Below are 25,687 nucleotides of genomic sequence, written 5' to 3'. Positions count from 1 at the left end.
TAACCCACCGAGAGGAACTAGAAACCGGGTAGAAACGGACATCTTTCGGATTTACCCATAACCCTGATAGAAACCGGGTTTCTTCACCTGAAGTGCTTATATGCTACAGTCTGCAAGTCTCTGCGCGAGAGAAGAGTGCTAACCTACGCCTTACCAGTCCCACACCAAAACCCAACCACCAACCAACCCCAACAAAACGGGCGGGAAGATGGCCCAGGGGAGCAGCCGCCGAAAACGTGCAATCAGACCATGATATATACGACCCATTCATTCGCCATCCCACCTCCCCGCAATAGCGCTCCCATATTGTATCACCTGGATAGCGTCCATCAGGCAATCCTCCACAATTGATGTAAATTTGCTTCTGGACACTAAACCCGAAGCGTCCCCTGCTGTGTTTGACCCAAAGACCATCGATGATTCGCAAATCCTCGCCGGGAAAGTTTTTGATATCATCGTCGTCTAAATATCTCCTAGAGGTTTTTCCCGCCACCCTACACATCATCTTAGTCGTTTCTTCGTCGGCTGCTTCCCACTGGCCTGATTTCAATAATCTGTCGAGTTGACTATAATCAAAACCAGAGGATGAAGACACGATGGGAGTAATGTCTGCCACGGCTTCAGTTATCGACTCGTCGAGTTGAGATGCGATCGCTTGACTCTGGGATGGGAGTTGAGATGCGATCGCTTGACTCTGGGATGGGAGTTGAGATGCGATCGCTTGACTCTGGGATGGGAGTTGAGATGCGATCGCTTGACTCTGGGATGGGAGTTGAAATGCGATCGCTTGACTCTGGGATTGGAGTTGAGATGCGATCGCTTGACTCTGGGATTGGAGTTGAGATGCGATCGCTTCTACCTGGGATTCTAGGCGTGATAGCAATTGGGATTGAGATGCGATCGCTTGACTCTGGGATTGGAGTTGAGATGTGATCGCTTGACTCTGGGATTGGAGTTGAGATGCGATCGCTTGACTCTGGGATTGGAGTTGAGATGCGATCGCTTGACTCTGGGATTGGAGTTGAGATGCGATCGCTTGACTCTGGGATTGGAGTTGAGATGCGATCGCTTGACTCTGGGATGGAAGCTGAGATGCGATCGCTTTGACCTGAGATTCTAGGCGTGATAGCAATTGGGATTGAGATGCGATCGCTTGACTCTGGGATGGGAGTTGAGATTGGGATTGGGTAAAACCGTAAATGTTCCGGGTCGTCTCATATAAATAAGACTGCAGGTGAGAGACCATCAACTGTGCGGACTTTACCTGAGACTGAGACGATTTCCAAACCCGCTTGGCGACGGCAATGCGTTTTTTCTCCTTCTCCCACAACTCGGACGGTATCTCGTCAATAGGGGGATAGGGGGTCAGGTCATAACCACACACGGAACAGGTTTCGACCTCATTTTCTGTATATTCGGTTTCACAAACAGGACATTTCGTCATCATTCCCAACCCTGATAAATCACGACAACCGGGTGTAGGGAAACCCGGCTTTATGCTATGATAACCCACCGAGAGGAACTGAGAAACTCGGTTACGACGGACATATTTCGGTATTTACCTATAACCCTGATATAAACCGGGTTTCTTCACTCAGTGGGAAAAAGACATCTCCCGGACAGATGAAACTTCCTGGGAATATTCCGGAAACGCGAAAGTACAGAGGTTACAGAAGTGGCTTAAAAGTTTGTCAAAGCCAATGGCTACCGCTTTGAGTGGAGTGCGAGGCATCGAATAGGGGGAGGTGCCGATGTTTCTGTGAAAAAGTTGCCGAAAACAAGAACTTGACAACTACCTGAAGTGCTTAGAAGTGCTTATATGTTAAAGGTTAACAAGTCTGTGCGCGAGAGAAGAGATGTAAAAGTACTATAGTGCCCGGTATAACTTGGGAGATGGCCGCGGGGAGCAGTCGCGGAAAACGTGCAATCAGACCAGACCACGTAATCCCCATTATATCGCCATGCCACCTCGTCACAAAACTGACACCACGCTGTATCACCTGGATAGTGTCCTACAAGCTTACCTCCACAATTGATGTAAATTTGCTTCTGGACACTAAACCCAAAGCGTCCCCTGCTGTGTTTGACCCAAAGACCATCGATGATTCGCAAATCCTCGCCGGGAAAGTTTTTGATATCATCGTCGTCTAAATATCTCCTAGAGGTTTTTTGTGCCACCGCTAACATCATCTTAGCCGTTTCTTTGTCGGCAGCTTTCCAGTTGCCTGATTTCAATAATCTGTCGAGTTCGGTATACAAAAAACCAGAAGAAGACACGATGGTAGTATCTGCCACGGCTTCAGTTATCGACTGGAGTTGAGATGCGATCGCTTCTATCTGCGATTCTAGCCGTGATAGCGATTGAGATGTGATCGCTTTGACCCGAGATTCTAGCCATGATAGCGATTGGGATTGAGATGCGGTCGCTTCTATCTGCGATTCTAGCCATGATAGCGATTGGGATTGAGATGCGATCGCTTCTACCTGCGATTCTAGGCGTGATAGCGATTGGGATTGAGATGCGATCGCTTCTACCTGCGATTCTAGGCGTGATAGCGATTGGGATTGAGATGCGATCGCTTCTATCTGCGATTCTAGGCGTGATAGCGATTGGGATTGAGATGCGATCGCTTCTACCTGCGATTCTAGGCGTGATAGCGATTGGGATTGAGATGCGATCGCTTCTACCTGCGATTCTAGGCGTGATAGCGATTGGGATTGAGATGCGATCGCTTCATTCTGCGATTCTAGGCGTGATAGCGATTGGGATTGAGATGCGATCGCTTCATTCTGCGATTCTAGCCGTGATAGCGATTGAGATGCGATCGCTTCTACCTGCGATTCTAGGCGTGATAGCGATTGAGATGCGATCGCTTCATTCTGCGATTCTAGCCGTGATAGCGATTGAGATGCGATCGCTTCTACCTGCGATTCTAGGCGTGATAGCGATTGAGATGCGATCGCTTCATTCTGGGATTCTAGGCGTGATTGAGTAGTGGTAAAACCGTCAATTTTCCGGGTCATTTCATCTAACTGAGACTGTAGGTGAGAGACCATCAACTGTGCGGACTTTACCTGAGACTGAGACAATTGCCAAACCCGCTTGGCTGCCGCAATGCGTTTTTTCTCCTTCTCCAAAAACCCCGACGGTATCCCACCAATCACAGGGGGATAGGGGGTCAGGTCATAACCACACACGGAACAGGTTTCCACCTCATTTGGTGTATATTCCGTTTCACAAACGGGACATTTCGCCATAATTCTCAACCCCGATAAGACATAGAAACCGGGTGTAGGGAAACCCGGCTTTATGCTACTATAACCGAACGAGAGGAACTAGAAACCCAGTTTCTACCACCAGTGGAGAAGTAAGACTTCGTAGGGTGGGTTGAGTGCGTAACCCACCGCCAATGGAGAGTATGAGTGGTGTTGACATTTCATTAACATTTGAATGGTGAACGGTGTTGACATTTCATTAACGCACCACTAGGAACTTCGTAGGGTGGGTTGAGTGCGTAACCCACCGCCAGTGGAGAGTAGGAGTGGTGTTGATATTTCATTAACATTTGAATGGTGAACTACGGGACTGCCTGAAGTGTTTATATGCTACAGTAGACAAGTCTGTGCGCGAGAGAACAAATGCACTTAATCAGACTTCAATGAATGGCCTACCTGATACCACTCGTATAACCAAGGCCAAAAAGGAAGATAGCCACAGGGAGCAATCGCCGCAAACGTGCAATCTGACTTCAAAATCCAAGACCTTCCAACTCGCCATCCCACCTGGTCACCATAGCGCTCTAATATATCATCACCTTTTGGATAGCTTCCATCAGGCAATCCTCCACAATTGATGTAAATTTGCTTCTGGACACTAAACCCGAAGCGTCCCCTGCTGTGTTTGACCCAAAGACCATCGATGATTCGCCAATCCTCGCCGGGAAAGTTTTTGATATCATCATAGTTTAAATATCCATCGTGGGTTTTTCCCGCCACCCTACACATCATCTTAGCCGTTTTTTCGTCGGCAGCTTTCCACTGGCCTGATTTCAATAATCTGTTGAGTTGGCTATAATCAAAACCAGAATAAGACACGATGGGAGTATCTGCCACGGCTTCAGTTATCGACTCGAGTTGAGATGCGATCGCTTGACTCTGGGATTGGAGTTGAGATGCGATCGCTTGACTCTGGGATTGGAGTTGAGATGCGATCGCTTTATTCTGGGATTGGAGTTGAGAGGCGATCGCTTTTATCTGGGATTGGAGTTGTGATTGAGATTGGGTAAAACCGTCAATTTTCCGGGTCATTTCATCTAACTGAGACTGCACTTTAGAGACCATCAACTGTGCGGACTCTACCTGAGACTGAGACAATTGCCAAACCCGCTTGGCTGCCGCAATGCGTTTTTTCTCCTTCTCCAAAAACCCCGACGGTATCCCACCAATTATAGGGGGATAGGGTGTCAGGTCATAACCACACACGGAACAGGTTTCGACCTCATTTGGTGTATATTCCGTTTCACAAACGGGACATTTCGCCATCATTCTCAACCCCGACAAATCGCCGCCACCGGGCGGGGGGAAACCCGGCTATTTTGGTATTATAACCCACAGTGAGGGCAGGCTCCTACCTAGTCCACGGAAACCCGGTTCGTGGAAAAAAGCCCATGTTTGCGTGAAAAAGTTGCCGAAAACAAGAACTTGACAACTGCCTGAAGTGGTTATATGCTACAGGTTACAAGTCTGTGCGCGAGAGAAGATACACACTCTATTGGCTACAATAGGGGAAAACTTTAAAATCTTTCCTACTCTGATTGGCTACAATGGGAAAACTTATTTCCTACTCTAATCAGACAAGTCTGTGCGCGAGAGCACCTTATACACCTTAAGATACACCTTCACCCTCACACGCCGGGAGATGGCCTCTCCACTCTCCCACTCCATTTTCAGCACAACAAATGGGAGATGGCCTCTATTGGCTACAATAGGGGAAAACTTATAATCTTTCCTACTCAACCACGACCCACCCACTCGCCATCCTACCTCGTCTGCAAACCGATACCATATTGTATCACCTGGATAGCTTCCATCAGGCTTACCTCCACAATTGATGTAAATTTGCTTCTGGACACTAAACCCGAAGAGTCCGTTACTGTGTTTAACCCAAAGACCATCGATGATTCGCAAATCCTCGCAAGGAAAGTTTTCGATATCATTCTCGCCTAAATATCCCCGTTGGGTTTTTCCCGCCACCGCTAACATCATCTTAGCCGTTTCATCGTCGGCAGCTTTCCACTGGCCTGATTTCAATAATCTGTGGAGTTGGGTATAATCAAAACCAGAAGATGAAGACACGATGGGAGTATCTGCCACTGCTTCAGTTATCGACTGGAGTTGAGATGCGATCGCTTCATTCTGGGATTGGAGTTGAGATGCGATCGCTTCTATCTGAGATTCTAGCTGTGATTGGGATTGGAGTTGAGAAGATGCGATCGCTTTATTCTGGGATTGGAGTTGAGATGCGATCGCTTCATTCTGGGATTGGAGTTGAGAGGCGATCGCTTCATTCTGGGATTGGAGTTGAGATGCGATCGCTTTGACCAGAGATTCTAGCTGTGATCGGGATTGAGATGCGATCGCTTTTATCTGTGATTCTAGCCGTGATTGCGACTGGAGTTGAGAAGATGCGATCGCTTTTATCTGTGATTCTAGCCGTGGTAGCGACCGGAGTTGAGAAGATGCGATCGCTTCTATCTGAGATTCTAGCTGTGATTGGGATTGGAGTTGAGAAGATGCGATCGCTTTGACCAGAGATTCTAGCTGTGATTGAGATTGGGTAAAACCCTCAATTTTCCGGGTCATTTCATCTAACTGAGACTGCACTTTAGAGACCATCAACTGTGCGGACTCTACCTGAGACTGAGACAATTGCCAAACCCGCTTGGCTGCCGCAATGCGTTTTTTCTCCTTCTCCAAAAACCCCGACGGTATCCCACCAATTATAGGGGGATAGGGTGTCAGGTCATAACCACACACCGAACAGGTTTCCACCTCATTTGGTGTATATTCGGTTTCACAAACGGGACATTTCGCCATCATTCTCAACCCCGACAAATCGCCGCCACCGGGCGGGGGGAAACCCGGCTATTTTGGTATTATAACCCACAGTGAGGGCAGGCTCCTACCTAGTCCACGGAAACCCGGTTTCTTTACTCTCCACGGTAACTTCCCCCGCCTGGAAAAGCCCATGTTTGCGTGAAAAAGTTGCCGAAAACAAGAACTTGACAACTGCCTGAAGTGGTTATTTACTACAGGTTACAAGTCTGTGCGCGAGAGAAGACAACGACTGGTCCTCCCCAGCCACCAACCACCACCACCAGGAAGCCGCCCCGCCGCTGGTAGATGGCCCATTTTGGCTGACCCGGGGGAAAACGTATAATCTTTCCAACTCAACCACGACCCACCCACTCGCCATCCTACCTCGTCTGCAAACCGATATACGATTGTATCACCTGGATACGATCCATCGGGCTTTCCCCCACAATTGATGTAAATTTGCTTCTGGACACTAAACCCGAAGTGTCCGTTACTGTGTTTAACCCAAAGACCATCGATGATTCGCAAATCCTCGCCGGGAAAGTTTTTGATATCATCCTCGTCTAAATATCCTGCTTGGGTTTTTCCCGCCACCCTCCACATCATCTTAGCCGTTTCTTCGTCGGCAGCTTTCCAGTTGCCTGATTTCAATAATCTGTTGAGTTCGGTATAATCAAAACCAGAAGATGAAGACACGATGGGAGTTTCTTGCACTTGTTCGACCATCGGCTGTAGTTGAGATACGATCGCTTTATTCTGGGATTGGAGTTGAGATGCGATCGCTTCTATCTGCGATTCTAGGCGTGATTGGGATTGAGATGCGATCGCTTCTATCTGCGATTCTATCCTTGATAGCGATTGGGATTGAGATGCGATCGCTTCATTCTGGGATTGGAGTTGAGAGGCGATCGCTTTTATCTGCGATTCTAGCTGTGATTGGGATTGAGATGCGATCGCTTCTATCTGCGATTCTATCCTTGATAGCGATTGGGATTGAGATGCGATCGCTTGACTCTGGGATTGGAGTTGAGATGCGATCGCTTGACTCTGGGATTGGAGTTGAGATGCGATCGCTTCTATCTGAGATTCTAGCTGTGATTGGGACTGGGTAAACCCCTCAATTTTCCGGGTGGTTTCATCTAACTGAGACTGCACTTTAGAGACCATCAACTGTGCCGAGTTTAACCGGGACAATTTCCAAACCCGCTTGGCTGCCGCAATGCGTTTTTTCTCCTTCTCCAAAAACCCCGACGGTATCCCACCAATTATAGGGGGATAGGGTGTCAGGTCATAACCACACACCGAACAGGTTTCGACCTCATTTGGTGTATATTCCGTTTCACAAACGGGACATTTCGCCATCATTCTCAACCCCAATAAATCATGACAACCGGGCGGAGGGAAACCCGGCTATTTTGGTATTATAACCCACAGTGAGGGCAGGCTCCTACCTAGTCCACGGAAACCCGGTTATAACTCACGAATGCCACTGGCTGTCAACACTTCATTAAGGGTTAATTCCCACTGTGGGAAAGTGGGGGACAAAATGCGATCGCCTTCCGAAATTGACGATCGCAAAAACCGGGTTTCTTTACCAAGTCTTGATTGGGATGCAAAGATTATCCTAGAAATCTGGTTTCTTTCGGTCACTCCCAACTGGGGATATCCTCACAGGTAAATGTGATCATATCCTCGCCGTTTAAGTCATCCCGGACTAGGCGATTTTTTAAGTTGTTGACCATCCGTTCATAAAAATTGCGGACATCGCGACCATTGCCGAAATTTCTGCCACGATTTTGATAGGCAAAATCCATAGTTGACCGGACTCGCGCGGATACGTCATCGGGACAAATTCGCCGGCTTTCTCGACACATTCCCAGAAAAATACTGTGCATTTCGGCACCGTTATAATCAGGAAAATCGATGGTTTTAGACAGGCGAGATTGTAAGCCGGAGTTACTGTCGATAAACTCTGCCATTTCCCGCGAATATCCGGCTAAAATTACCACGAGGCGATCGCGATAATTCTCCATCATGGGAACCAAAGTATCGATCGCCTCCTGTCCATAATCTCGGCTATCTCCCCCACGAGATAAGGAGTAGGCTTCATCAATAAATAACACCCCATCTAGGGCGGACTCAATCACCTGGGCGGTTTTTTCGGCGGTATGTCCGATATATTGTCCGACTAATTTGGTGCGGTCTGCTTCCACAAATTGACCTTTTTTTAACAGTCCCAAGGCTCGATAAATTTCGCCAATTAAACGAGCGACGGTGGTTTTTCCGGTGCCGGGATTTCCAGTAAATAATAAATGACGGGTTTCGATTTCATTACTGGCTAACATCCCTAAACTGGCTAATTTTTTATCGGCGATTTGGGTGTTAATTAATTGTTTGATATCCTGTTTAACCGAGTCTAACCCGGTCAAGTTTTCTAATTTGGCGAGGAGTTTTTCTAGGTTCTCTGTGTCGGCGGTTCCCCGTTGGGAGAGTTCCCGATACTCAGGGGGTAAATCGGCGACTGCTAAGGGTTCTGTGAGGGGATTTAAACCGTGTTTAATCACGCGATCACTGTGACAATCATCCATTTTATTAAACAACTTTTCTACCTCTCTGGCGTTCCCAAAATGGCTGTCTCGGTTCTCATAAAGCTGGGTTAATAAGTTCTTGAGAGGCGCTTCTAAATCCGGGGCGATCGCACTTTTAACCCGTTGTACCTGTTGACCGAAAATGGTTAATAATTCGGAGGGTTGATAATCCTCGAAAATAATTTCTGTGGCAAAACGACTTGGCAAACCTGGGTTAGATTTGATAAAATTATCCATAAGGTCGGGATATCCGGCGACAATGACGGCGAGCCTTCCTCGTTCATCTTCCATGCGTTTTAACAGGGTATCGATCGCCTCCCGTCCCCAGTCATTTTCACCTCCTTGAGTGAGGGTATAAGCCTCGTCAATAAACAATACCCCATCTATAGCGCGATCGACTGTTTCATTGGTCAAAATTGCGGTATGTCCCACATATCCCGCCACCAAATCTCGCCCGCCAATTTCTACTACATGACCCCGCCTCAATAACCCCAAATCTCGATAAATTTCCCCCATTAATCTCGCTACGGTTGTCTTTCCGGTGCCGGGGTTTCCTTTGAATACTAAATGCAGTCTAGGGGGGTCGGTGTTGATGCCTTGTTTTTGGCGTTCTTGAGCCTTGGATAATGACCGGATTTTTTGGTTTATGGCGGTTTTAACATTCTGTAAACCTACCAATTCCTGTAAGCGTTCTAAGGCGGGTATGTCGCTGACATCCCCCGATAACCACTGGTTTTGTTTGGCGACATTTAGGGATAATTCGATGGCGGTATTAAAGCGATTATACCATGTCTTTAGGGGTTGATTTTCGGCGGCTATAGCGGAGATTAAACGATGGCGATCGCCCCAATTTACAGGTTTTTGGTGAACCAGTCGGAAATAATCCCACAGGCTTTGTAACTCGGGTTCTGTGGGGGTAGAAACCCGCACTAAATTAAATTGGCGATCGCTCCTATTTTGTAGCCAATTTCCCAAAAAAGTAAAGCCTGTATGGTTGCAAAAATCTTGAAACTGTTGTAGACTATGATGGTGGGAAATAAACACACATAAATTGCGGTTGGTAGGTGGGAATCTTCCCCAACTTACCATCCGTCCAAACAATTCTCGGCAGTTTTCAAACATCCGCAAATCTTCTACATCAGAAAAGATAATCGCACTTTGATAGCGGGTATCTTCCATGAAGTGTTGAAATAAGCCTATACATGAAATATCAGACATGACAGGACGGCGATTTGCTGAGGGTTGGGGTTCCGGTTTGGTCGGGGTTTCTCGTCCCAATAAGCGGCGGCGTTTCCCCAAAGGACTGGCGCTTTTTACTCGCATTTCGGACGGGGAAGGTCTCGGCGGCGTGGTTTTCGGCTGTTCCCTGGCGTTTTGCAGAGATTGATAATCGAGAAAATACAGCTTGTTAATTCCCGAATATAAAACAATACGATTAAAGCCTTGGCTGTGTAAATAGCGATGCAAAACCTGTTCGATATCTTGCAATAATAAATCGTCGCTACAGAAGCTATCCCCGGTGTCGGTTCCGCACAAAACTAAAAAGCGATCGCCTGTTTGGAGGTTCAATTGATTGGTGACTCGTTCAACCATGATTTGATAGTATATTGACATCTTCTTAAACCCCTCTCCACCATGGGGAGAAGGGGTCAGAAAAGGATAGTTAAGAAACAGATGGTTTCGATTGGGGTGACTGAACAGATGGCTTTTTCAGTCGCGTTTTGACTGCATTCATATCCTGATATTCACTGTTCGCCTGTTGTTTACATTCTATATCACCCACGCCTTCAACGCCCGCTTCATTCAAGATATTAAAAATCGCCTCGGCATTTTGGCGGGTAGCTTTTTCGTCGATTAAAGTCTGGCTAAAACTATTAATTGAAACCGAATTAGCCCCAAATTCCGACTCAGGACTAATCACGGTTACCACCTCATCCCCAGCCACATTTTTAACCTTGGCTACAAAGGCGTTGCGTTCGTCTTCTCCTTCGTAGGTATCATCAACTAGGGTATAACCGATATTTTCGAGAGTTTCGACAATGCGATCGGCAATTTCCGCCCGCATTTGAGAACCTAAAATAGAAAGTTTCGCCTGTTCGATAATGTCCCCTAAAATCGGCTGCAATTGATTAATATTTTCGCCGATATTTTTAACCTGTTCAGTGGTGAGGGTGGCTTCTCCTTCCACCAGTTGGGTTTCTAACTGATTGAGTTGGTTTTCATACTCGCTTAGTCGCCCATTAGTCCAGTAGTTAATCTCACATTTGAAGGTTTCCGCGTCGCTTCCCTGTCCGACTTCTACTTCACATTCTCGGTGAGATTGTACCTCGGTAATTAAACTGCGTAAATCAGTTAAACTCGCCTGATAATAAAATAGCCATTCCTGCTGTTTTTGTTCCAGTTCCAGCCGCAGGTCTGCTAGTTTGAGATAGGTTTGCTGACAAGTGGCGATCGCTGCTTCAAAAACCCCCGCTTGAATATTGCTATTTGCTAGGTCTAAATCCCGACGTAAATCGGCTAATTTACCCGGTGCAAAACGTTGGTGTTGATAATCGCGATCAATCTGTTTCCAAACCTGGTCAACATCCGCAAAATAATCAACTGCTAACTGTTGTTTCCGCTGACTTTCCGCCTCCAAATTCTCAACTACTTGATTAATCTGTTGCTGAAGGATTTGTTGTCCTTGTTGTCTGGCTTGTCGCTCCTCAGCTATCAGTTGAGTAAATTTATGATCCTGTTGTTGAAATAAATTCAGATACTCCTGGCGTTGACTATTTAACAATCCTAAATATTCCCGTCGCTGCTGAGTAAAGCCTTCCCGCATAGAAGACTCTAGCCGTCCGACTTCCTGTTGTAATTGCTGTTGTTGACGATACTCGGACTCTCGGATATTCTGCTGAAATTCCCGCCGCTGATTTTGTAGTCGTAGGTTGGTCTGGGTTTCCAAGTCTTTAATTCCGGTTCGCAGTCCGCTAATTTCTTGTTGCTGGCGTTGGGTTCGCTGTTCGAGGGGGGCGAGGCGTTGCTGAAACTCCCGCTGGGCTTGCTGTTGAACGGCGTTTAACCGTTCGGGGAGGTCCTGTTGTAGCGATCGCAGCCTGGAGTCCTGTTCCCGCAGTCGTCGCAATTCTCGATCCTCAACCTGAATATACCGTTGTTTTTCACCACTCATTTATGGCTCCTATTTTTTAGTAATGGTTGATTTAAATTCCTATGGTGTAGTATAATGGTTTTCGGGAAAATCAAACACCGTAAAATTACTTAACTTTATGGTTGTCCGAAAACCGGGCTGTTTGAGTCTCACCCCAGCCAGATTTAAGTCTCCCTCCCCTTTGGGGTAATGGTTGGCAAAATTGATCAGTTTCTGGACTCGCCTACAGCCTAAGTTATTGGAATGCTTGACAATGCAAGAACAAACCGCAGCTTTAATTAAAATAGCCCAGAGATTGCCTCATGGTGAGGTGTTGGATTATGATCACATTGAACTGCCTTTTGAACTGGTGAAAATCGCCCTAAAATTATGGGAAAATTTCTACCCCCCAGAACTGTTAGAAAACCTGGCAAATTCAGACCCGGATACTCTGGACGCTTGGGCGATCGCCCTCTCCCAAACTCTCAGCCAACAACTCTCTCTCCTGGATACCTGGAAACCACATTTTTCCGCCCGATCTATCCCCCCAAAGCTGGCGGAAAAGCTGGCAAATAACTCCCAAAAATTAGCGGAAATCTCCCGAGAAACGTCGGGAATTTTGGCGGCGGCTAATCAGCTTTTTAGTCAGGAAAATCAGTTAAAACAGGCGGCGGCAGAATTGGCACGATTAAAAAGCCTCGAAACTCAATTAAACCATATAGAAACCGAACTACAAAATACCGATTTAGACCAACTGCGCCAAGACATCGAAAGGCGATCGCAAACCCTCGAACCGCTCTATCAAGAACTGCAAACCCTCCAACAGCAACAAGACCAACTCGCAGCGCAGCAAACCCGCCTAGAAGCGGAACTTCAAAGACTGCGATCGCGCCAAAATCAACGAGAAATCGAGACGGCGGAAATCGCCACGGAATTGATAACGCTTACCCAAACGGAACGCCATAAACTCAACCCTATTTTATCAGAGACCCTGACACAATTGCAGCAAGAAAAAGCGGAATTTGACCGCCTACAAAGTGACCTGAAAAAAGCGATCGCCGACTGTAACCGATACCAACAACAAACTACCACCATTGGCGACCACCTCAGCCAACACTATGATCGCGATCGTCAACTTTGCCAATATCTCCCGGTCAACCACGCAGAAATTGACCCGCTTTTAGCACACATAAAAACTCAACTCCAAGACCTCGATCGCCAATTAACTACTCTCCAAAAACACCACGCCGAAGAACACCAAAAACTCACCCTTAACTTTTCCTCATGACTCTCTTAAACATTGCTGAAATTTGCCCCCACACCCGCACCCTCGGCCCCGGAAACCGCTTTGTAATATGGGTACAAGGTTGCAGCTTTAACTGTCCTGGCTGCATTTCCCCGGAGTGGATACCCCAAACTCAAGCTACATTAATTGACCACGAACAACTGGGAAATCTGATTTTATCCCAACCCAATTTAGACGGTATAACTGTTTCTGGCGGCGAACCTATGCTACAGGCGATCGCCTTAACTAAACTGTTTCAACACCTGCGAAACCATCGCGATATTTCGATTATATGTTATACTGGATTTACCCTCAACGAAATTCGCACAAAGGCTGATATCATCCCCCTACTAGAATTGATTGATGTTATCATTGACGGACAATATATCGCCGACCTCAATGATAACCAAGGCTGGCGAGGTTCATCTAACCAAAATATTCACTTCCTCACCCCCCGCCACCTCCCAGAATCGGCATTATTTACCACTAGAAAACGGGATGTTGAGGTTCATATTCGCAATGATTCGGCTTTAATGGTTGGGGTTCCACCACACCGCTTTAGACAGGATTTTAAACAGGCTTTAAAACTATAGTATTTCATTAAAAAAAAATTTTTTCGGCTCGCCCTGGGGCTGAGGCTTGACAAGCACCGGGAGTTAATGCTAAGGTATTAATGTATAGCCTCATAATGGAAATCTTTGTTAAATTAAAAAAATTGCAAATATTTTTATTATCTAAAATTGTAACCGAAGTCAATCGAAAAAGCAACCCCTCCCCCCCAAAAAAAATTTTTCGCAACATTTCTTAATTTTTTGTTACAAAAGTTAACAAACAGCTTGGGGGAGTTTAGTAGCGGGTAATGGTGGGGTAAGTTAAGTTACAGAGTTTTTGATCTGAAGGAAGCACATTTTGATTAGTTTGTAGATAATTATGTAACCAGGTACAACTACGACTAATCAAACTATCAAGATTGAGGTTATCCATACTCCATAATATTAATGTACCATCGTCTTTGGCGATCGCTAAAGTTTGACCATCAGGACTAAAAGCAATGCGGTTAACAAAGACATTATGATTAATGGTAGTAATGGGTTCAATGGCGCTTTCAGTGCCATGACAACCATCAGCAGGCCAGAGTTTATCGCGATCGCGTTTAACAGCCCATAATCGGACTTTTTTATCATCACTGGCGGTAGCTAAAATTTGACCATCAGGACTAAAGCTGAGACTGCGAACCGTAGCCAAAGCAGTCATGGGACAAGAATCAGGTCTAGGAGTACCATTACGAGACCATAGTTTAACATTTTTACCAGATGCGATCGCCAGTTTTCCCAATTCAGGAGAAAAAGCGATACTATTAACACTTTCATTTTCTGGAATACTGGGATAGGAAATCCAACTATCTCCTTGTTTACGCCATAAAACCACGCCATAGAGTTCATCGGTTGCCCTGATAGCCATTTCATTACCGATAGCTACCGCCAAGATAGTACCATCACCGTTAAACTTGATGTCGCTGACAATACCATCATTAGGGAAAGCGGGAATTCTGAGAGTTTCAATTAATTGACCATCGTAATCCCAGATGATGACGTTTTTATCAGAACTAGCGGAAGCCAAGATATTTTTACTAGGATTAAATGCAATGGCGTTAACGGGTTCAGTGTGACCAGTGAGGGTGGCGATCGCTTCACCATCGGTAGTCCATAATTTGATAGTATTATCTGCGCCTCCGGTGGCGACCAGAGGCTGATCTGTTTGAGAATTGACACTAACCCAATTGAGATCCCTAGGCTGTCCTAAACCTTCGAGTTGCCACGATAAAGCGCTCTGATCATCTTGGTTAAGATCCCACATTTTGACTAAGCTATCATTACCTGCTGTAGCTATTCCCTGGCTGTCGGGAGTAAAGCTGAGACTCCAAATAGCTGCATCACTGGCTTCAATTACCCTTTTCGCTTCTGGTGTATAGCTGCGACTCCAGAGTTTGACAGTAGTATCTGCACTAGCGGAAACAATCGTCTTACTATCAGGAGTAAATGCCACAGACCAGACATCATTTTGATGACCTACTAAGGTATTTAATAAACTCCCATCTGGGAACCCCCAAATTTTCACCGTATCATCACGACTTCCACTAGCAATTACTTCACCGTCTGGACTAAATAAGACTGTCAAAACTTCCTCATTATGTCCTTTGAGGGTGCGGATTTCCCGTTGTTGTTCTAAGTCCCAAATTTTGAGAGTGCGATCGCTACTACCGGAAACCAAAATGTTATCATTTTTGGGGTTAAAACTGACATCATGAATATTACAGTAATCAAAAGAGTCCGAAGAAACACCTTCACAGTGTCCGCTCAAAGTGGCTAATAGGTCTCCTTGGCGGTTCCAGAGTCGGACAGTTTTATCTTTACCCGCGCTGGCTAGTTTTTGTCCATCGGAATTAAACTCTACATCTAACACTCTATCTGTGTGACCTTCCAAGACACGAATTATAGTGCCATCAGGTCGCCACAGGCGAATAGTATTATCATTACTAGAGGTAGCGATTAAATCTCCTTGGGGACTAAATTTAACACGGGTAACTAACGCTTCATGACCTACTAAGTTGTGCAGATATTGGAATTGTTGTTGTTGTTCATCCCAGACCCAAATTGTGACTTGATTATCGGCGGTAGTAGTCCCCAGAAATTGACTATCTTCACTAAAGCTAATACTGGTCACACTATTTTGATGGGGTAAGTTCTGTAACCATAAGCCATCAATACCCCAGACCTTAGCCGTATGATCATTACTGGCTGTAGCAATGAAATTCCCATCAGGACTAACAGCCACCCCCAGAACACTGCTAGTGTGTCCCTGTAGGCGATTTTTTTCTTGAATATTAGATATAACTTCCCGTAAACCAGATGTTACCTCAAGTTTTTGTTGGTCGGTGGGGTTGGTTTCTTGAATGTCTTTACTGAGTCTTAAAGTTGTTAGTAAAATCTCGATTTGATTGTTTTGGTCAGATAGTCTCAAGGCGCGTTCTACGGATTTTAAGGCGGCGAGGCGATCGGCAGAATTGCGCTGCCATTTTTGCACTTCCCAAGCGCCAATAGCCAGAACTAAAAGACCGACACCAGCCGCAACCATCCGCCAGTTTCTGCGTTGTCGGCTTAATTTTTCCTCCGCTTCATGTTGTTTAGCTTGAGCTTCTTGTACTTGTTGATTTAACTCTCTTTCCCGTCGCATTTGCTCATTTTCTTCTTGGAGTTGTTCAAACTCTGCATCGCGATCTAAGCGATGTTGTTGACGAATAAAACCCGCGAGATAATCATGGACAAGTTGATAAAATTCGCTATCATATTCTACTACTCGGAACACTAATCCTGATTGTTCAAATATATCTAAAATTAAGTCTAATTCAACGGTAACTGATGGTAATTTAAGCCGTTCTTTTAATTCTTCGGAAAGTTCCGCACGGGTCCTTAGGGGTCGGGTGTCATTTTCATCGGTTAATAGGTATAGCATTAGTCTGGCGATCGTCTCATTTTCCGCCCCACAGTCTTTTATGGTCACTTCCAAAAAACGTTCAACCAGCTTTTGCATGGGTCCGCGTTTTTGGTATTCTGCTAATGTGGTGATATTTTCGGTTTGTAGTTGCGCTCCCACTACTTGCATTTCAATGGGTCGCACTTCTTCTAATTCGGTGGATAAATCATTGACTAATGCTTTAATTAGAGCATCTTCTAAATAAAACCGGGAACTATCGGTCAGACTCTTAATCACATTATATGCTTCTTCCCGGCTAAAGTTGCCCACATAAAATAGGATATCTTTACTTAAAATATCGTTGCCAATTTCCTCGAAGTTAGTCAGACGAGAAGCCTCTAATAAATGATGCAGATAATCTTCTCGCAGGGATAAGATAACCTTGACAAAGGGAATTTTTAAAACTTGCTGTAATAATTTAAAAAATATCTGGCGATCGCCTTTATTTAAGACAAAGAATAACTCCTCGAATTGGTCGAAAATTAGCACAGTTAACCGATGATTAACCGCATTATGTTTCAAGGTTTCTAAAATGTGGTTAATTAGATATTTTTGCTCCCCTTCATCAGCCTTAGTCAATTCAGGATAACCGCTATTAACAGCCTTTTCAGCCAGGTAGGTTGGGTGAAACCCAACAGCAGCCAGGTAGGTTGGGTGAAACCCAACATCGGTTTCTGGTTCTATTTCTGATTCTTGAAGACCAGATAGTTGTCGATCTAGTTCTCTGATATAAGCCCTATAGTTACGAATAACCACAGGTACTACTTGACGCGCTTCGATAGGCTTAACTTGGAGAGAAGGAACTAAACCTGCTCGTAATAATGAACTTTTACCAACTCCTGATTGACCATAAATAACCGTGAGTTTATGCTGAGGACTCGCCATGCGAGCTAGGAGATTTGCGATATCTTTTTCCCGTCCAGAAGTCTGGATCTCATCAGCACAGGTATAGCCATAATCGGCATCTGTTAAACTAAGATTAATCGCTCGTTCGCGAATCTGCAACCGACCAGCGCCAATAAATGCCGTATAGCCAAAAGTGCTAGATTTGCGGCGATGTTCTCCCTTAATCTCAAAAGATTCTCGGTAATTTCCTAGGTCAAAATATAGACGTTGTAGAGATTCTAAGATTGACAAATATAGTGGTGGGTTGTATTGGGGAATAGTCGCTTTTTTCGCCCATTCTAATTTTTGAATTGCCGCTTTAGGTTGACTCAATTTTTCTAAAGATTCAGCTAATAGCCACAGAAAACGACCCTGCTGCTGATTACAAATTGAAGAATCGATCGCCTCCGAAACATTAGCCCGCATCAATATATCTAAAGCCACCTCAGCCAATTCTTTACTATGATTCCACTGAGAACGATGCAGACAAACTTCTGCTAAAAACCCATAATCCTGAGCCAATAAAATCTGATTTAATTCACCAGGAGATTCATGGAGTTTCCGGGAGGCGATCGCCAATTCCCATAACTCATCCCACCGTTCTAATTGACCGAGAACCTCCCCTAATTTATTAATAAACTTAGCTACCAAATCCTGGCGTTGAGCAATTTCAAACCTTTGAATAGATTGCACTAGATGTTGTTGGGCTCGTTCCCATTCTTTTTTCCCCGTACCATAACGATTTTGATCGGCTTGATAAATCTCGCATAATCCTATATGAAATAATATCACTCCTTGCCATTCTAAATGAGTCAAATTAGGCTGAAAATTAGGCAGATTATGAGAAATATTGCGCCACAAACTAAGACTTTTCTGATACTTTTTTATCGCTAAATCTATTTCATATTTAGCATAAGAATAACGAGCAAATAAAAATTGTAAACTCCCTTCTAATTCTATAGGTAACTGAGTTAATCTTTGTTTTAAGTCTTGATAAGCCAACTCTATTTCTGACCGAGAACCCGTCCCCAAAATCTTGGTATTAGGGACAAATTGCAGCGATCCAAATTTCTGAACTTCCCCAAATACCCGCTGGGTTTTAGTCTCCAAAAATTCCAATAACTCTTGAGTTCCTAAGACAAATTCATAAGTAGTCGCCCAACTGGTAAAATCCTGGGCGCGGCGGTTCATTCTTTGCCAGGTTTTGTCATCAACCCATAAAACTAGGGGAAATTCCAAGTTCCGAAAAGACTCCCTCGCAAAATTGGTCGCGTCTAAGACTTCATCAAGACTGTTCACAGACTCCAAGCCGTAGACCATAAGCGCCGCTGGTTCGGACCCCTTAGCCAATTCCCCTTGAATAGCGCCATACAAGTTCTGTATTGATGGCTGAAGGTATAACTCGCGAATGGGTAAGGGAAATTTCTGCCGCAGTTGTTGTACCATTGACGATCGCAAATTGGTATAGTTACAACGCACCAGCAACAGAGTAAACTGTCCCTCAGATAATCTCAGGGTTCTGCTTAATGTATTAAGTTGGCTCTCATTCAGAGCGATCGTATCATTAATGGGATGCACACTCATTTGTCTGTTACCTGTAAACTTAGGGTGATTATCGACAATTTTTCAAATTCATTTACAATCTGCTTATGCACGCTTTATCAATTCCCACCTGGATAATTCATATCTCTAGCGTCATTGAATGGATAGTCGCCATAGGGCTAATCTGGAGTTACGGCGTAATTACCGAAAATCGAGCCTGGTGGGGTTTATCTTATGCTATGTTACCAGCCTTGATTAGTGCTATGTGTGCTTGTACCTGGCATTATTTTGATAACCCCCCCAACCTAGAATGGTTGGTCACCCTACAAGCTGCTATGACCGTTACTGGTAATTTTACCTTGTGTATTGCCGCCTGGTGGCTTTGGCGAACTTCCAAATCACTCGAAACTTAAAAACTACTAACCATGTTCTCTAAAGATACTCTATTTGTTCTGTCTTTGTTTCCTTATCTCGGTTTCCTCTGGTTCCTTACCCGTTCAGGAATAACCCCAATACTAGCCCTGATCGGATTTTACGGTACTTTAGTATTTGTGGCGGTTACCATTCCGGCGGCTATTTATGCTCAGGTCGCCTATAGTGAATCTTTAGCTAATATTGATTGGCTTCATGGGGGGGCTGAGTTGTTTTTGACTCTATCCAATATCCTGATTGTATTAGGATTTAGCCAGGCGATCGCTAACAAAATTTCAGATAAAGACTCCCAAGCTAGTTAAGAGTTCCCAGCCAGGAGTCCCCTCCGGTCTGTTCCCTCACTTCCCAAAACTCTCTAAGTATCCATCTTAGTCTTGTGAACCATTACCATTTATGAGGATAACTAAAAAACGGGTTTGGCTATATACCCTACTGTTTTTGTTGATTCCTACCATCGCTTGGGCTCAGGATGAAAGCCGCAGCCAAACAGTCTTTGAGGCTATTAATGATGGTTTCACCTGGTTTGTCAATAATGTGATATTTGGTGTCCTATTCTGGGATGCAGGGACCGGGTATCTATTTAAATCTCTGTTTGGGATTGACATGGGAATTCCCCTAATTGTTTTATGGCTAATTGTTGGGGGAATTTTCTTTACCTTCCGCATGGGATTTATCAATATCCGCGCCTTCCGACACGCTGTAGACGTGGTGCGGGGAAAATATGATGATCCTAACGATTCCGGGGAAGTCTCCCATTTTCAAGCCTTAGCAACCGCTCTGTCCGCCACTGTCGGCTTGGGAAATATTGCTGGGGTAGCTATTGCTGTTAGTGTCGGAGGACCCGGCGCGGTCTTCTGGATGACTGTGGGTGGCTTTTTTGGAATGAGTAGTAAGTTTGTTGAATGTACCCTCGGTCAAAAATATCGCGTGATTAACCCAGATGGCACTATTTCTGGGGGTCCGATGCGCTATTTATCGGAAGGTTTAAAAAGGATGAATTATCCGATTTTTGGACGGGTTTTGGCGATCGCTTTTTCCTTTTTCTGTATTTTCGCCGCCTTGGGTGGTGCAAATATGTTCCAAGCTAACCAGTCTTTTGGGGCGGTTTCCCGGGTGTTTCCCTTTCTACCTAATTGGTTATATGGAGCAGTTTTAGCAACATTAGTCGGCTTGGTAATTATTGGCGGAGTCCGCCGCATTGGTCAAGTCGCTGGTACAATAGTCCCTTTAATGTGTATTTTATATGTCGTCGCCTCTCTGTTTATTTTACTGAGTAATTTTACCGCTATTCCTGGTGCTTTTGGGGTGATTATTTCCCAAGCATTTCAGCCAGAAGCTATTGAGGGCGGGATTTTGGGTGTAATTATTCAAGGGTTTAGACGGTCGGCTTTTTCTAATGAGGCGGGGTTGGGTTCGGCGGCGATCGCTCATTCAGCCGCTCGCACTGATGAACCGATCCGAGAAGGTATTGTCGCCCTTCTAGAGCCTTTTATTGATACTATTGTTGTTTGTAATATGACCGCTTTAGTAATTGTAATTACTGGGGCATATAATAATCCCGAATATGAGCAATTACGCGCTACCGGAGCCGGGGCAGAATTGACCGCCGCCGCTTTTGGCAGTTCCATTAGTTGGTTCCCCATAATTTTGGCGATCGCTGTTTTTTTCTTTGCTTTTTCTACTATGATATCCTGGAGTTATTATGGTGAACGCTGCTGGGATTATCTCACCGGAGGGCAGGGTTTAATTATCTATAAAATCCTCTTCCTAATGGCTACTTTTATGGGAGCCATAGTCGCCCCTGGTCCCGTCATTGATTTTAGTGATGGAATGTTATTGGGAATGGCATTCCCTAACCTGTTGGGGGTTTATTTCCTCTGTCCCCAAGTCGCCAGAGACTTAAAAGATTATATGGCACGATATAATTATAATTAATAATTGTAGGGGCGGGTTCCGCCGTCAATTATCCATCCCCAGGACGATATTAATAAACCCGCCCCACCGCCGATAATTAATAATTGTAGGGGCGGGTTCCGCCGTCAATTATCCATCCCCAGGACGATATTAATAAACCCGCCCCACCGCCGATAATTAATAATTGTAGGTGCGAGACGTTCAGGCATGAAATAGGGTTGAGATACCCGAAATAACCGCCTGGTGGGGAGTCCAACCCCTTGGTTGGATATAAGTGGTTAGGCACTGACCATCCCACAACTGTTTATATGTCCCGACGTTTGGATTCGACACCCAAACAAGGCAGGGAACTCCAGGTCACAAACGAACTGCTTGAATGGGAAGTTATGACCCCATGATAGCAGGGAGTAGAGAGTGCGAAATGTTTAGGAGACCAAATAAGGCTGTGATGCCTGAAATCACCTCCTAGTGGGGAAGCCAGCCCCGAGTCTGGATAAGAGGTCGGAGCCTCGAACCATTCCCCATAACTGTTTATACGTCCCAACGTTTGGATTGAACCCCCAAACAAGGCAGGGAACTCAAGGTCATCAAACAAACTGTTTTGAATGGGAAGTTATGACCCCATGATAACAATGAGTAGAGAGTGCGAAATGTTGAGGAGACCAAATAAGGCTGTGATGCCTGAAATCACCTCCTAGTGGGGAAGCCAGCCCCGAGTCTGGATAAGAGGTCGGAGCCTCGAACCATTCCCCATAACTGTTTATATAGCACAAGACAGAAAAGTTAGGACGTATAATGGCAAGGATATCTACAGAAGACCCAAAAGGCTAGCCCCCTACAGTTACGACCTTAGACAAAAAGTTATTAATGCAATTGAACTAGACGGTATACCCAAAACCGAAGCCAGTCAAGTTTTCCATGTCAGCAGGAACACTATCAATCTCTGGCTGCAAAGAAAAGCACAGACCGGAGACTTCCTCCCTAAACCTAATCGCCCACCTGGTCATAGCCACCAAATTACCGACTGGCACAAATTCAAGGCTTTTGCCCAAGAGCATGGCCACAAAACCTCCGCTCAGATGGCTCAACTTTGGGATGACGACATCTCTCCTCGCACCATATCCAGAACCTTGAAGAAAATTGGCTTCACCAGAAAACAACTTACGGCTACCAAGAACGTGATGAGCAACAGCGAGAGGAGTTTATTGCTCAGATTGAACATATGGAGCCGGAAGGGTTGGTTTACCTCGATGAAGCTGGCATGAATAGTCAAGACTCGGATTATCCTTATGGTTACTGCCAGGAAGGACAACGCTTCGATGCCCTCAAATCCGGGAAGAGGCAGGGCAGGGTGAGCTATATGGCGGCATGGTGTTATCAACAACTCTTAGCCCCCGATCGCTTTGAGGGTTGTTGTAATCGGACAGTGTTTGAGTTGTGGTTGGAGTTTATCTTAATTCCAACATTGAAGCCAGGTCAAACTCTAGTACTGGACAATGCAACGTTTCATAAAGGGAGGCGGCAGGCTGAACTGGTGGAGGCAGCTCAATGCCGTTTACTCTATCTTCGGCCTTATTCGCCAGACCTCAACAAGATAGAGAAATGTTGGTCGTGGTTGAAAGCCCGCATTCGCCATTGCACGTGAGCAGTTTGATTCTCTCGATGATGCCATGGATTATGTTCTCAAGGCTGCGTCCTAACCGTATTGACTAGTGCTATAAGTAGGTTGGGTGGAGGTAACGGAACCCAACAACACCATCTCTCGGTTATGTTGGGTTTCACGCTCGTTTCACCCAACCTACCAAGAGCGATCGCTTATTTAAGTAGGTTGGGTGGAGGTAACGGAACCCAACAACACCATCTCTCGGTTATGTTGGGTTTCACCCTCGTTTCACCCAAACTACCAAGAGCGATCGCTTATTTAAGTAGGTTGGGTGGAGGTAACGGAACCCAACAACACCATCTCTCGGTTATGTTGGGTTTCACGCTCGTTTCACCCAACCTACCAAGAGCGATCGCTTATTTAAGTAGGTTGGGTGGAGGTAACGGAACCCAACAACACCATCTCTCGGTTATGTTGGGTTTCACGCTCGTTTCACCCAACCTACAAATGTTGGGTGAAACCCGAGCCACAAAGAGCGATCGCTTATTTAAGTAGGTTGGGTGGAGGTAACGGAACCCAACAACACCATCTCTCGGTTATGTTGGGTTTCACGCTCGTTTCACCCAAACTACAAAGAGCGATCGCTTATTTAAGTAGGTTGGGTGGAGGTACGGAACCCAACACCACCATCTCTCAATGATGTTGGGTTTCACGGAGTTTCACCCAACCTACAAAGAGCGATCGCTTATTTAAGTAGGTTGGGTGGAGGTAACGGAACCCAACAACACCATCTCTCGGTTATGTTGGGTTTCACGCTCGTTTCACCCAACCTACAAATGTTGGGTGAAACCCGAGCCACAAAGAGCGATCGCTTATTTAAGTAGGTTGGGTGGAGGTACGGAACCCAACACCACCATCTCTCAATGATGTTGGGTTTCACGGAGTTTCACCCAAACTACCAAGAGCGATCGCTTATTTAAGTAGGTTGGGTGGAGGTAACGGAACCCAACAACACCATCTCTCCGTTATATTGGGTTTCACCCTCGTTTCACCCAACCTACAAATGTTGGGTGAAACCCGAGCCACAAAGAGCGATCGCTTATTTAAGTAGGTTGGGTGGAGGTAACGGAACCCAACAACACCATCTCTCAATGATGTTGGGTTTCACGGAGTTTCACCCAACCTACAAAGAGCGATCGCTTATTTAAGTAGGTTGGGTGGAGGTACGGAACCCAACACCACCATCTCTCAATGATGTTGGGTTTCACCCTCGTTTCACCCAACCTACCAAGAGCGATCGCTTATTTAAGTAGGTTGGGTGGAGGTACGGAACCCAACACCACCATCTCTCCGTTATATTGGGTTTCACCCTCGTTTCACCCAACCTACAAATGTTGGGTGAAACCCAAGCAACAAAGAGCTACCAAGAGCGATCGCTTATTTAAGTAGGTTGGGTGGAGGTACGGAACCCAACACCACCATCTCTCCGTTATATTGGGTTTCACGGAGTTTCACCCAACCTACCAAGAGCGATCGCTTATTTAAGTAGGTTGGGTGGAGGTAACGGAACCCAACAACACCATCTCTCGGTTATGTTGGGTTTCACGCTCGTTTCACCCAAACTACCAAGAGCGATCGCTTATTTAAGTAGGTTGGGTGGAGGTAACGGAACCCAACAACACCATCTCTCCGTTATATTGGGTTTCACCCTCGTTTCAGCCCACCTACAAATGTTGGGTGAAACCCGAGCCACAAAGAGCGATCGCCTTCCAGTTGCTGTAAGCGAGCCTCCAATTCCCGCAGCCGCGTTTCCGCTAACTCCGCCCGCTGACGCTGTTGTTCAGCTTCCTGACGCTGTTGTTCGGCCTCCAAGCGCTGCTGTTGGGCTTCCTGACGCTGTTGTTCGGCTTCCTGGCGTTGCTGTTGGGCCTCCAAGCGCTGCTGTTGGGCCTCCAAGCGCTGCTGTTCGGCGAGTTTGGCTAACTCTGTGGGGGTGAGAAATCGCTGACCATCAGGACGATAGATGGTGAACTGCTCCTCAATGAGTTCAAAGCGAATCCCTAACCGGGGACTCGTCCAGTTTTCCGCCTGCTCAATCAGTTCCAGCGAACCCGTTTGATTGCGTATCGACCCGTGAAAATCAAAACGGTCTGGGTCGAAGATATAATATTCTTCCACCCCATAGCGATCGTAAAACTGCTGTTTCTTCACCATCTCCTTGAGACGATTTCCTGGGGAGAGAATTTCAAACACCACTTGGGGAGGGATATTCCCTTCTTCCCATTGTTTATAGGAACCGCGATTCTCCTGCGGAGACGCTTCCGGAACGCCTTTTGGTCGCCCGAACACCACCATTGCATCAGGTGCTTGTCGCCGTTTATTATTGCCTTCCATGGGATACCAGAGCAAATCTCCCGCTATAAAGACATTCGGATCATCATCAAACAGAATCTCCAAATTCTCTTTAATGACTACAATCGAGCGAAACTGGCGGGTATTTTCAGCCATGGGATTTCCATCAGAATCAGGGTAGATGACGTTTGCGGGTCGTGTGGGTTGAGGGGTAGTTACCATAAAATTAGACCTCTCAATTACCGAACTGGAACACACCATTGAGTCGGTGTCTATAGTTGGCTCACATTTTAGCTGATTTTTTCGTCAACAGCTAAGCAGGTTGG

The 25,687-nt window shown here is 45.7% G+C and carries 20 protein-coding genes and 1 pseudogene; 11 read left to right on the top strand and 10 right to left on the bottom strand.

Annotation, left to right across the window (positions count from 1 at the left end; genetic code table 11):
- Positions 1-103: 103 nt before the first annotated feature.
- The 8 genes from N39L_RS28640 to N39L_RS28605 all read right to left on the bottom strand — a co-directional run bounded on the left by N39L_RS28640 (position 104) and on the right by N39L_RS28605 (position 11,856).
- Positions 104-1,447 (bottom strand): GUN4 domain-containing protein, encoded by a 1,344-nt coding sequence (locus N39L_RS28640; protein WP_014277080.1) that lies wholly within the window; start codon positions 1,445-1,447, stop codon positions 104-106.
- 368 nt (positions 1,448-1,815) lie between these two features.
- Positions 1,816-3,258, bottom strand: coding sequence for a GUN4 domain-containing protein (locus N39L_RS28635; RefSeq protein WP_014277079.1), 1,443 nt, complete (start codon positions 3,256-3,258; stop codon positions 1,816-1,818).
- A 387-nt stretch (positions 3,259-3,645) separates the two neighbouring features.
- A complete protein-coding gene (locus N39L_RS28630; protein ID WP_014277078.1) occupies positions 3,646-4,545 on the bottom strand; it encodes a GUN4 domain-containing protein in 900 nt (299 codons plus the stop codon).
- Between the two features lie 300 nt (positions 4,546-4,845).
- Positions 4,846-6,099, bottom strand: coding sequence for a GUN4 domain-containing protein (locus N39L_RS28625; protein ID WP_014277077.1), 1,254 nt, complete (start codon positions 6,097-6,099; stop codon positions 4,846-4,848).
- Between the two features lie 216 nt (positions 6,100-6,315).
- Positions 6,316-7,461, bottom strand: coding sequence for a GUN4 domain-containing protein (locus tag N39L_RS28620; protein ID WP_014277076.1), 1,146 nt, complete (start codon positions 7,459-7,461; stop codon positions 6,316-6,318).
- A 105-nt stretch (positions 7,462-7,566) separates the two neighbouring features.
- Positions 7,567-7,746 (bottom strand): hypothetical protein, encoded by a 180-nt coding sequence (locus tag N39L_RS28615; protein WP_014277075.1) that lies wholly within the window; start codon positions 7,744-7,746, stop codon positions 7,567-7,569.
- Positions 7,743-10,298, bottom strand: a complete 2,556-nt coding sequence (locus N39L_RS28610; RefSeq protein WP_014277074.1) for an AAA family ATPase — start codon at positions 10,296-10,298, stop codon at positions 7,743-7,745. The genes N39L_RS28615 and N39L_RS28610 overlap by 4 nt, the downstream gene beginning before the upstream one ends.
- 49 nt (positions 10,299-10,347) lie before the next feature.
- A complete protein-coding gene (locus N39L_RS28605) occupies positions 10,348-11,856 on the bottom strand; it encodes a hypothetical protein (RefSeq protein ID WP_014277073.1) in 1,509 nt (502 codons plus the stop codon).
- 172 nt (positions 11,857-12,028) lie between these two features.
- Between N39L_RS28605 and N39L_RS28600 the strand changes: the two genes are divergently transcribed.
- On the top strand, positions 12,029-13,102 hold the full coding sequence (locus tag N39L_RS28600) for a coiled-coil domain-containing protein (RefSeq protein ID WP_014277072.1): 1,074 nt from the start codon (positions 12,029-12,031) through the stop codon (positions 13,100-13,102).
- Complete coding sequence (locus N39L_RS28595; protein ID WP_006617975.1) at positions 13,099-13,692, top strand: 4Fe-4S single cluster domain-containing protein; 594 nt, start codon at positions 13,099-13,101, stop codon at positions 13,690-13,692. Before N39L_RS28600 ends, N39L_RS28595 begins: the two co-directional genes overlap by 4 nt.
- A gap of 253 nt (positions 13,693-13,945) precedes the next feature.
- On the opposite strand, the gene N39L_RS28590 is transcribed toward N39L_RS28595, so the two are convergent.
- On the bottom strand, positions 13,946-19,102 hold the full coding sequence (locus N39L_RS28590; protein ID WP_014277071.1) for a WD40 repeat domain-containing protein: 5,157 nt from the start codon (positions 19,100-19,102) through the stop codon (positions 13,946-13,948).
- Positions 19,103-19,167: 65 nt separating this feature from the next.
- Between N39L_RS28590 and N39L_RS28585 the strand changes: the two genes are divergently transcribed.
- The 9 genes and pseudogenes from N39L_RS28585 to N39L_RS28545 all read left to right on the top strand — a co-directional run bounded on the left by N39L_RS28585 (position 19,168) and on the right by N39L_RS28545 (position 24,458).
- Complete coding sequence (locus N39L_RS28585; protein ID WP_006617978.1) at positions 19,168-19,473, top strand: DUF2499 domain-containing protein; 306 nt, start codon at positions 19,168-19,170, stop codon at positions 19,471-19,473.
- 12 nt (positions 19,474-19,485) lie between these two features.
- Positions 19,486-19,794, top strand: a complete 309-nt coding sequence (locus N39L_RS28580; protein WP_006617979.1) for a DUF3593 domain-containing protein — start codon at positions 19,486-19,488, stop codon at positions 19,792-19,794.
- Between the two features lie 91 nt (positions 19,795-19,885).
- On the top strand, positions 19,886-21,427 hold the full coding sequence (locus tag N39L_RS28575) for an alanine/glycine:cation symporter family protein (protein WP_006617980.1): 1,542 nt from the start codon (positions 19,886-19,888) through the stop codon (positions 21,425-21,427).
- A gap of 785 nt (positions 21,428-22,212) precedes the next feature.
- Positions 22,213-23,106, top strand: a pseudogene (locus N39L_RS28570) (IS630 family transposase).
- A gap of 68 nt (positions 23,107-23,174) precedes the next feature.
- Positions 23,175-23,564 carry a hypothetical protein gene (locus tag N39L_RS28565; protein ID WP_050856801.1) on the top strand — a complete coding sequence of 130 codons (390 nt, stop codon included), beginning with the start codon at positions 23,175-23,177 and terminating at the stop codon, positions 23,562-23,564.
- The gene (locus N39L_RS28560; RefSeq protein ID WP_014277042.1) at positions 23,524-23,709 is read left to right on the top strand and encodes a hypothetical protein; all 186 of its coding nucleotides are present in this window, start codon (positions 23,524-23,526) and stop codon (positions 23,707-23,709) included. The genes N39L_RS28565 and N39L_RS28560 overlap by 41 nt, the downstream gene beginning before the upstream one ends.
- Positions 23,672-23,893, top strand: coding sequence for a hypothetical protein (locus N39L_RS28555; protein ID WP_014277041.1), 222 nt, complete (start codon positions 23,672-23,674; stop codon positions 23,891-23,893). Before N39L_RS28560 ends, N39L_RS28555 begins: the two co-directional genes overlap by 38 nt.
- Before the next feature lie 186 nt (positions 23,894-24,079).
- A complete protein-coding gene (locus N39L_RS28550; RefSeq protein WP_172973415.1) occupies positions 24,080-24,217 on the top strand; it encodes a hypothetical protein in 138 nt (45 codons plus the stop codon).
- 46 nt (positions 24,218-24,263) lie between these two features.
- Entirely contained in the window at positions 24,264-24,458 is a 195-nt protein-coding gene (locus N39L_RS28545) for a hypothetical protein (protein WP_148261877.1), read from the top strand.
- Between the two features lie 255 nt (positions 24,459-24,713).
- On the opposite strand, the gene N39L_RS28540 is transcribed toward N39L_RS28545, so the two are convergent.
- Complete coding sequence (locus N39L_RS28540) at positions 24,714-25,583, bottom strand: Uma2 family endonuclease (RefSeq protein ID WP_050856838.1); 870 nt, start codon at positions 25,581-25,583, stop codon at positions 24,714-24,716.
- Between the last annotated feature and the right edge of the window lie 104 nt (positions 25,584-25,687).

The organism is Limnospira platensis NIES-39 (genome assembly GCF_026000695.1).
In the GTDB taxonomy this organism is placed as follows: Bacteria; Cyanobacteriota; Cyanobacteriia; order Cyanobacteriales; family Microcoleaceae; genus Limnospira; species Limnospira platensis.
The sequence above is the reverse complement of the archived record's forward strand: the minus strand, read 5'-3'. Positions and strand labels throughout refer to the sequence as shown.

Bases quoted from the DNA above. Each gene is read 5' to 3' on its own strand.
- N39L_RS28640 (WP_014277080.1), bottom strand. From the start codon at position 1,447: ATGATGACGAAATGTCCTGTTTGTGAAACCGAATATACAGAAAATGAG.
- N39L_RS28635 (WP_014277079.1), bottom strand. From the start codon at position 3,258: ATGGCGAAATGTCCCGTTTGTGAAACGGAATATACACCAAATGAGGTG.
- N39L_RS28630 (WP_014277078.1), bottom strand. From the start codon at position 4,545: ATGATGGCGAAATGTCCCGTTTGTGAAACGGAATATACACCAAATGAG.
- N39L_RS28625 (WP_014277077.1), bottom strand. From the start codon at position 6,099: ATGATGGCGAAATGTCCCGTTTGTGAAACCGAATATACACCAAATGAG.
- N39L_RS28620 (WP_014277076.1), bottom strand. From the start codon at position 7,461: ATGATGGCGAAATGTCCCGTTTGTGAAACGGAATATACACCAAATGAG.
- N39L_RS28610 (WP_014277074.1), bottom strand. From the start codon at position 10,298: ATGTCAATATACTATCAAATCATGGTTGAACGAGTCACCAATCAATTG.
- N39L_RS28605 (WP_014277073.1), bottom strand. From the start codon at position 11,856: ATGAGTGGTGAAAAACAACGGTATATTCAGGTTGAGGATCGAGAATTG.
- N39L_RS28595 (WP_006617975.1), top strand. From the start codon at position 13,099: ATGACTCTCTTAAACATTGCTGAAATTTGCCCCCACACCCGCACCCTC.
- N39L_RS28590 (WP_014277071.1), bottom strand. From the start codon at position 19,102: ATGAGTGTGCATCCCATTAATGATACGATCGCTCTGAATGAGAGCCAA.
- N39L_RS28585 (WP_006617978.1), top strand. From the start codon at position 19,168: ATGCACGCTTTATCAATTCCCACCTGGATAATTCATATCTCTAGCGTC.
- N39L_RS28580 (WP_006617979.1), top strand. From the start codon at position 19,486: ATGTTCTCTAAAGATACTCTATTTGTTCTGTCTTTGTTTCCTTATCTC.
- N39L_RS28575 (WP_006617980.1), top strand. From the start codon at position 19,886: ATGAGGATAACTAAAAAACGGGTTTGGCTATATACCCTACTGTTTTTG.
- N39L_RS28565 (WP_050856801.1), top strand. From the start codon at position 23,175: ATGTTGGGTTTCACGCTCGTTTCACCCAACCTACCAAGAGCGATCGCT.
- N39L_RS28545 (WP_148261877.1), top strand. From the start codon at position 24,264: ATGTTGGGTTTCACCCTCGTTTCACCCAACCTACCAAGAGCGATCGCT.
- N39L_RS28540 (WP_050856838.1), bottom strand. From the start codon at position 25,583: ATGGTAACTACCCCTCAACCCACACGACCCGCAAACGTCATCTACCCT.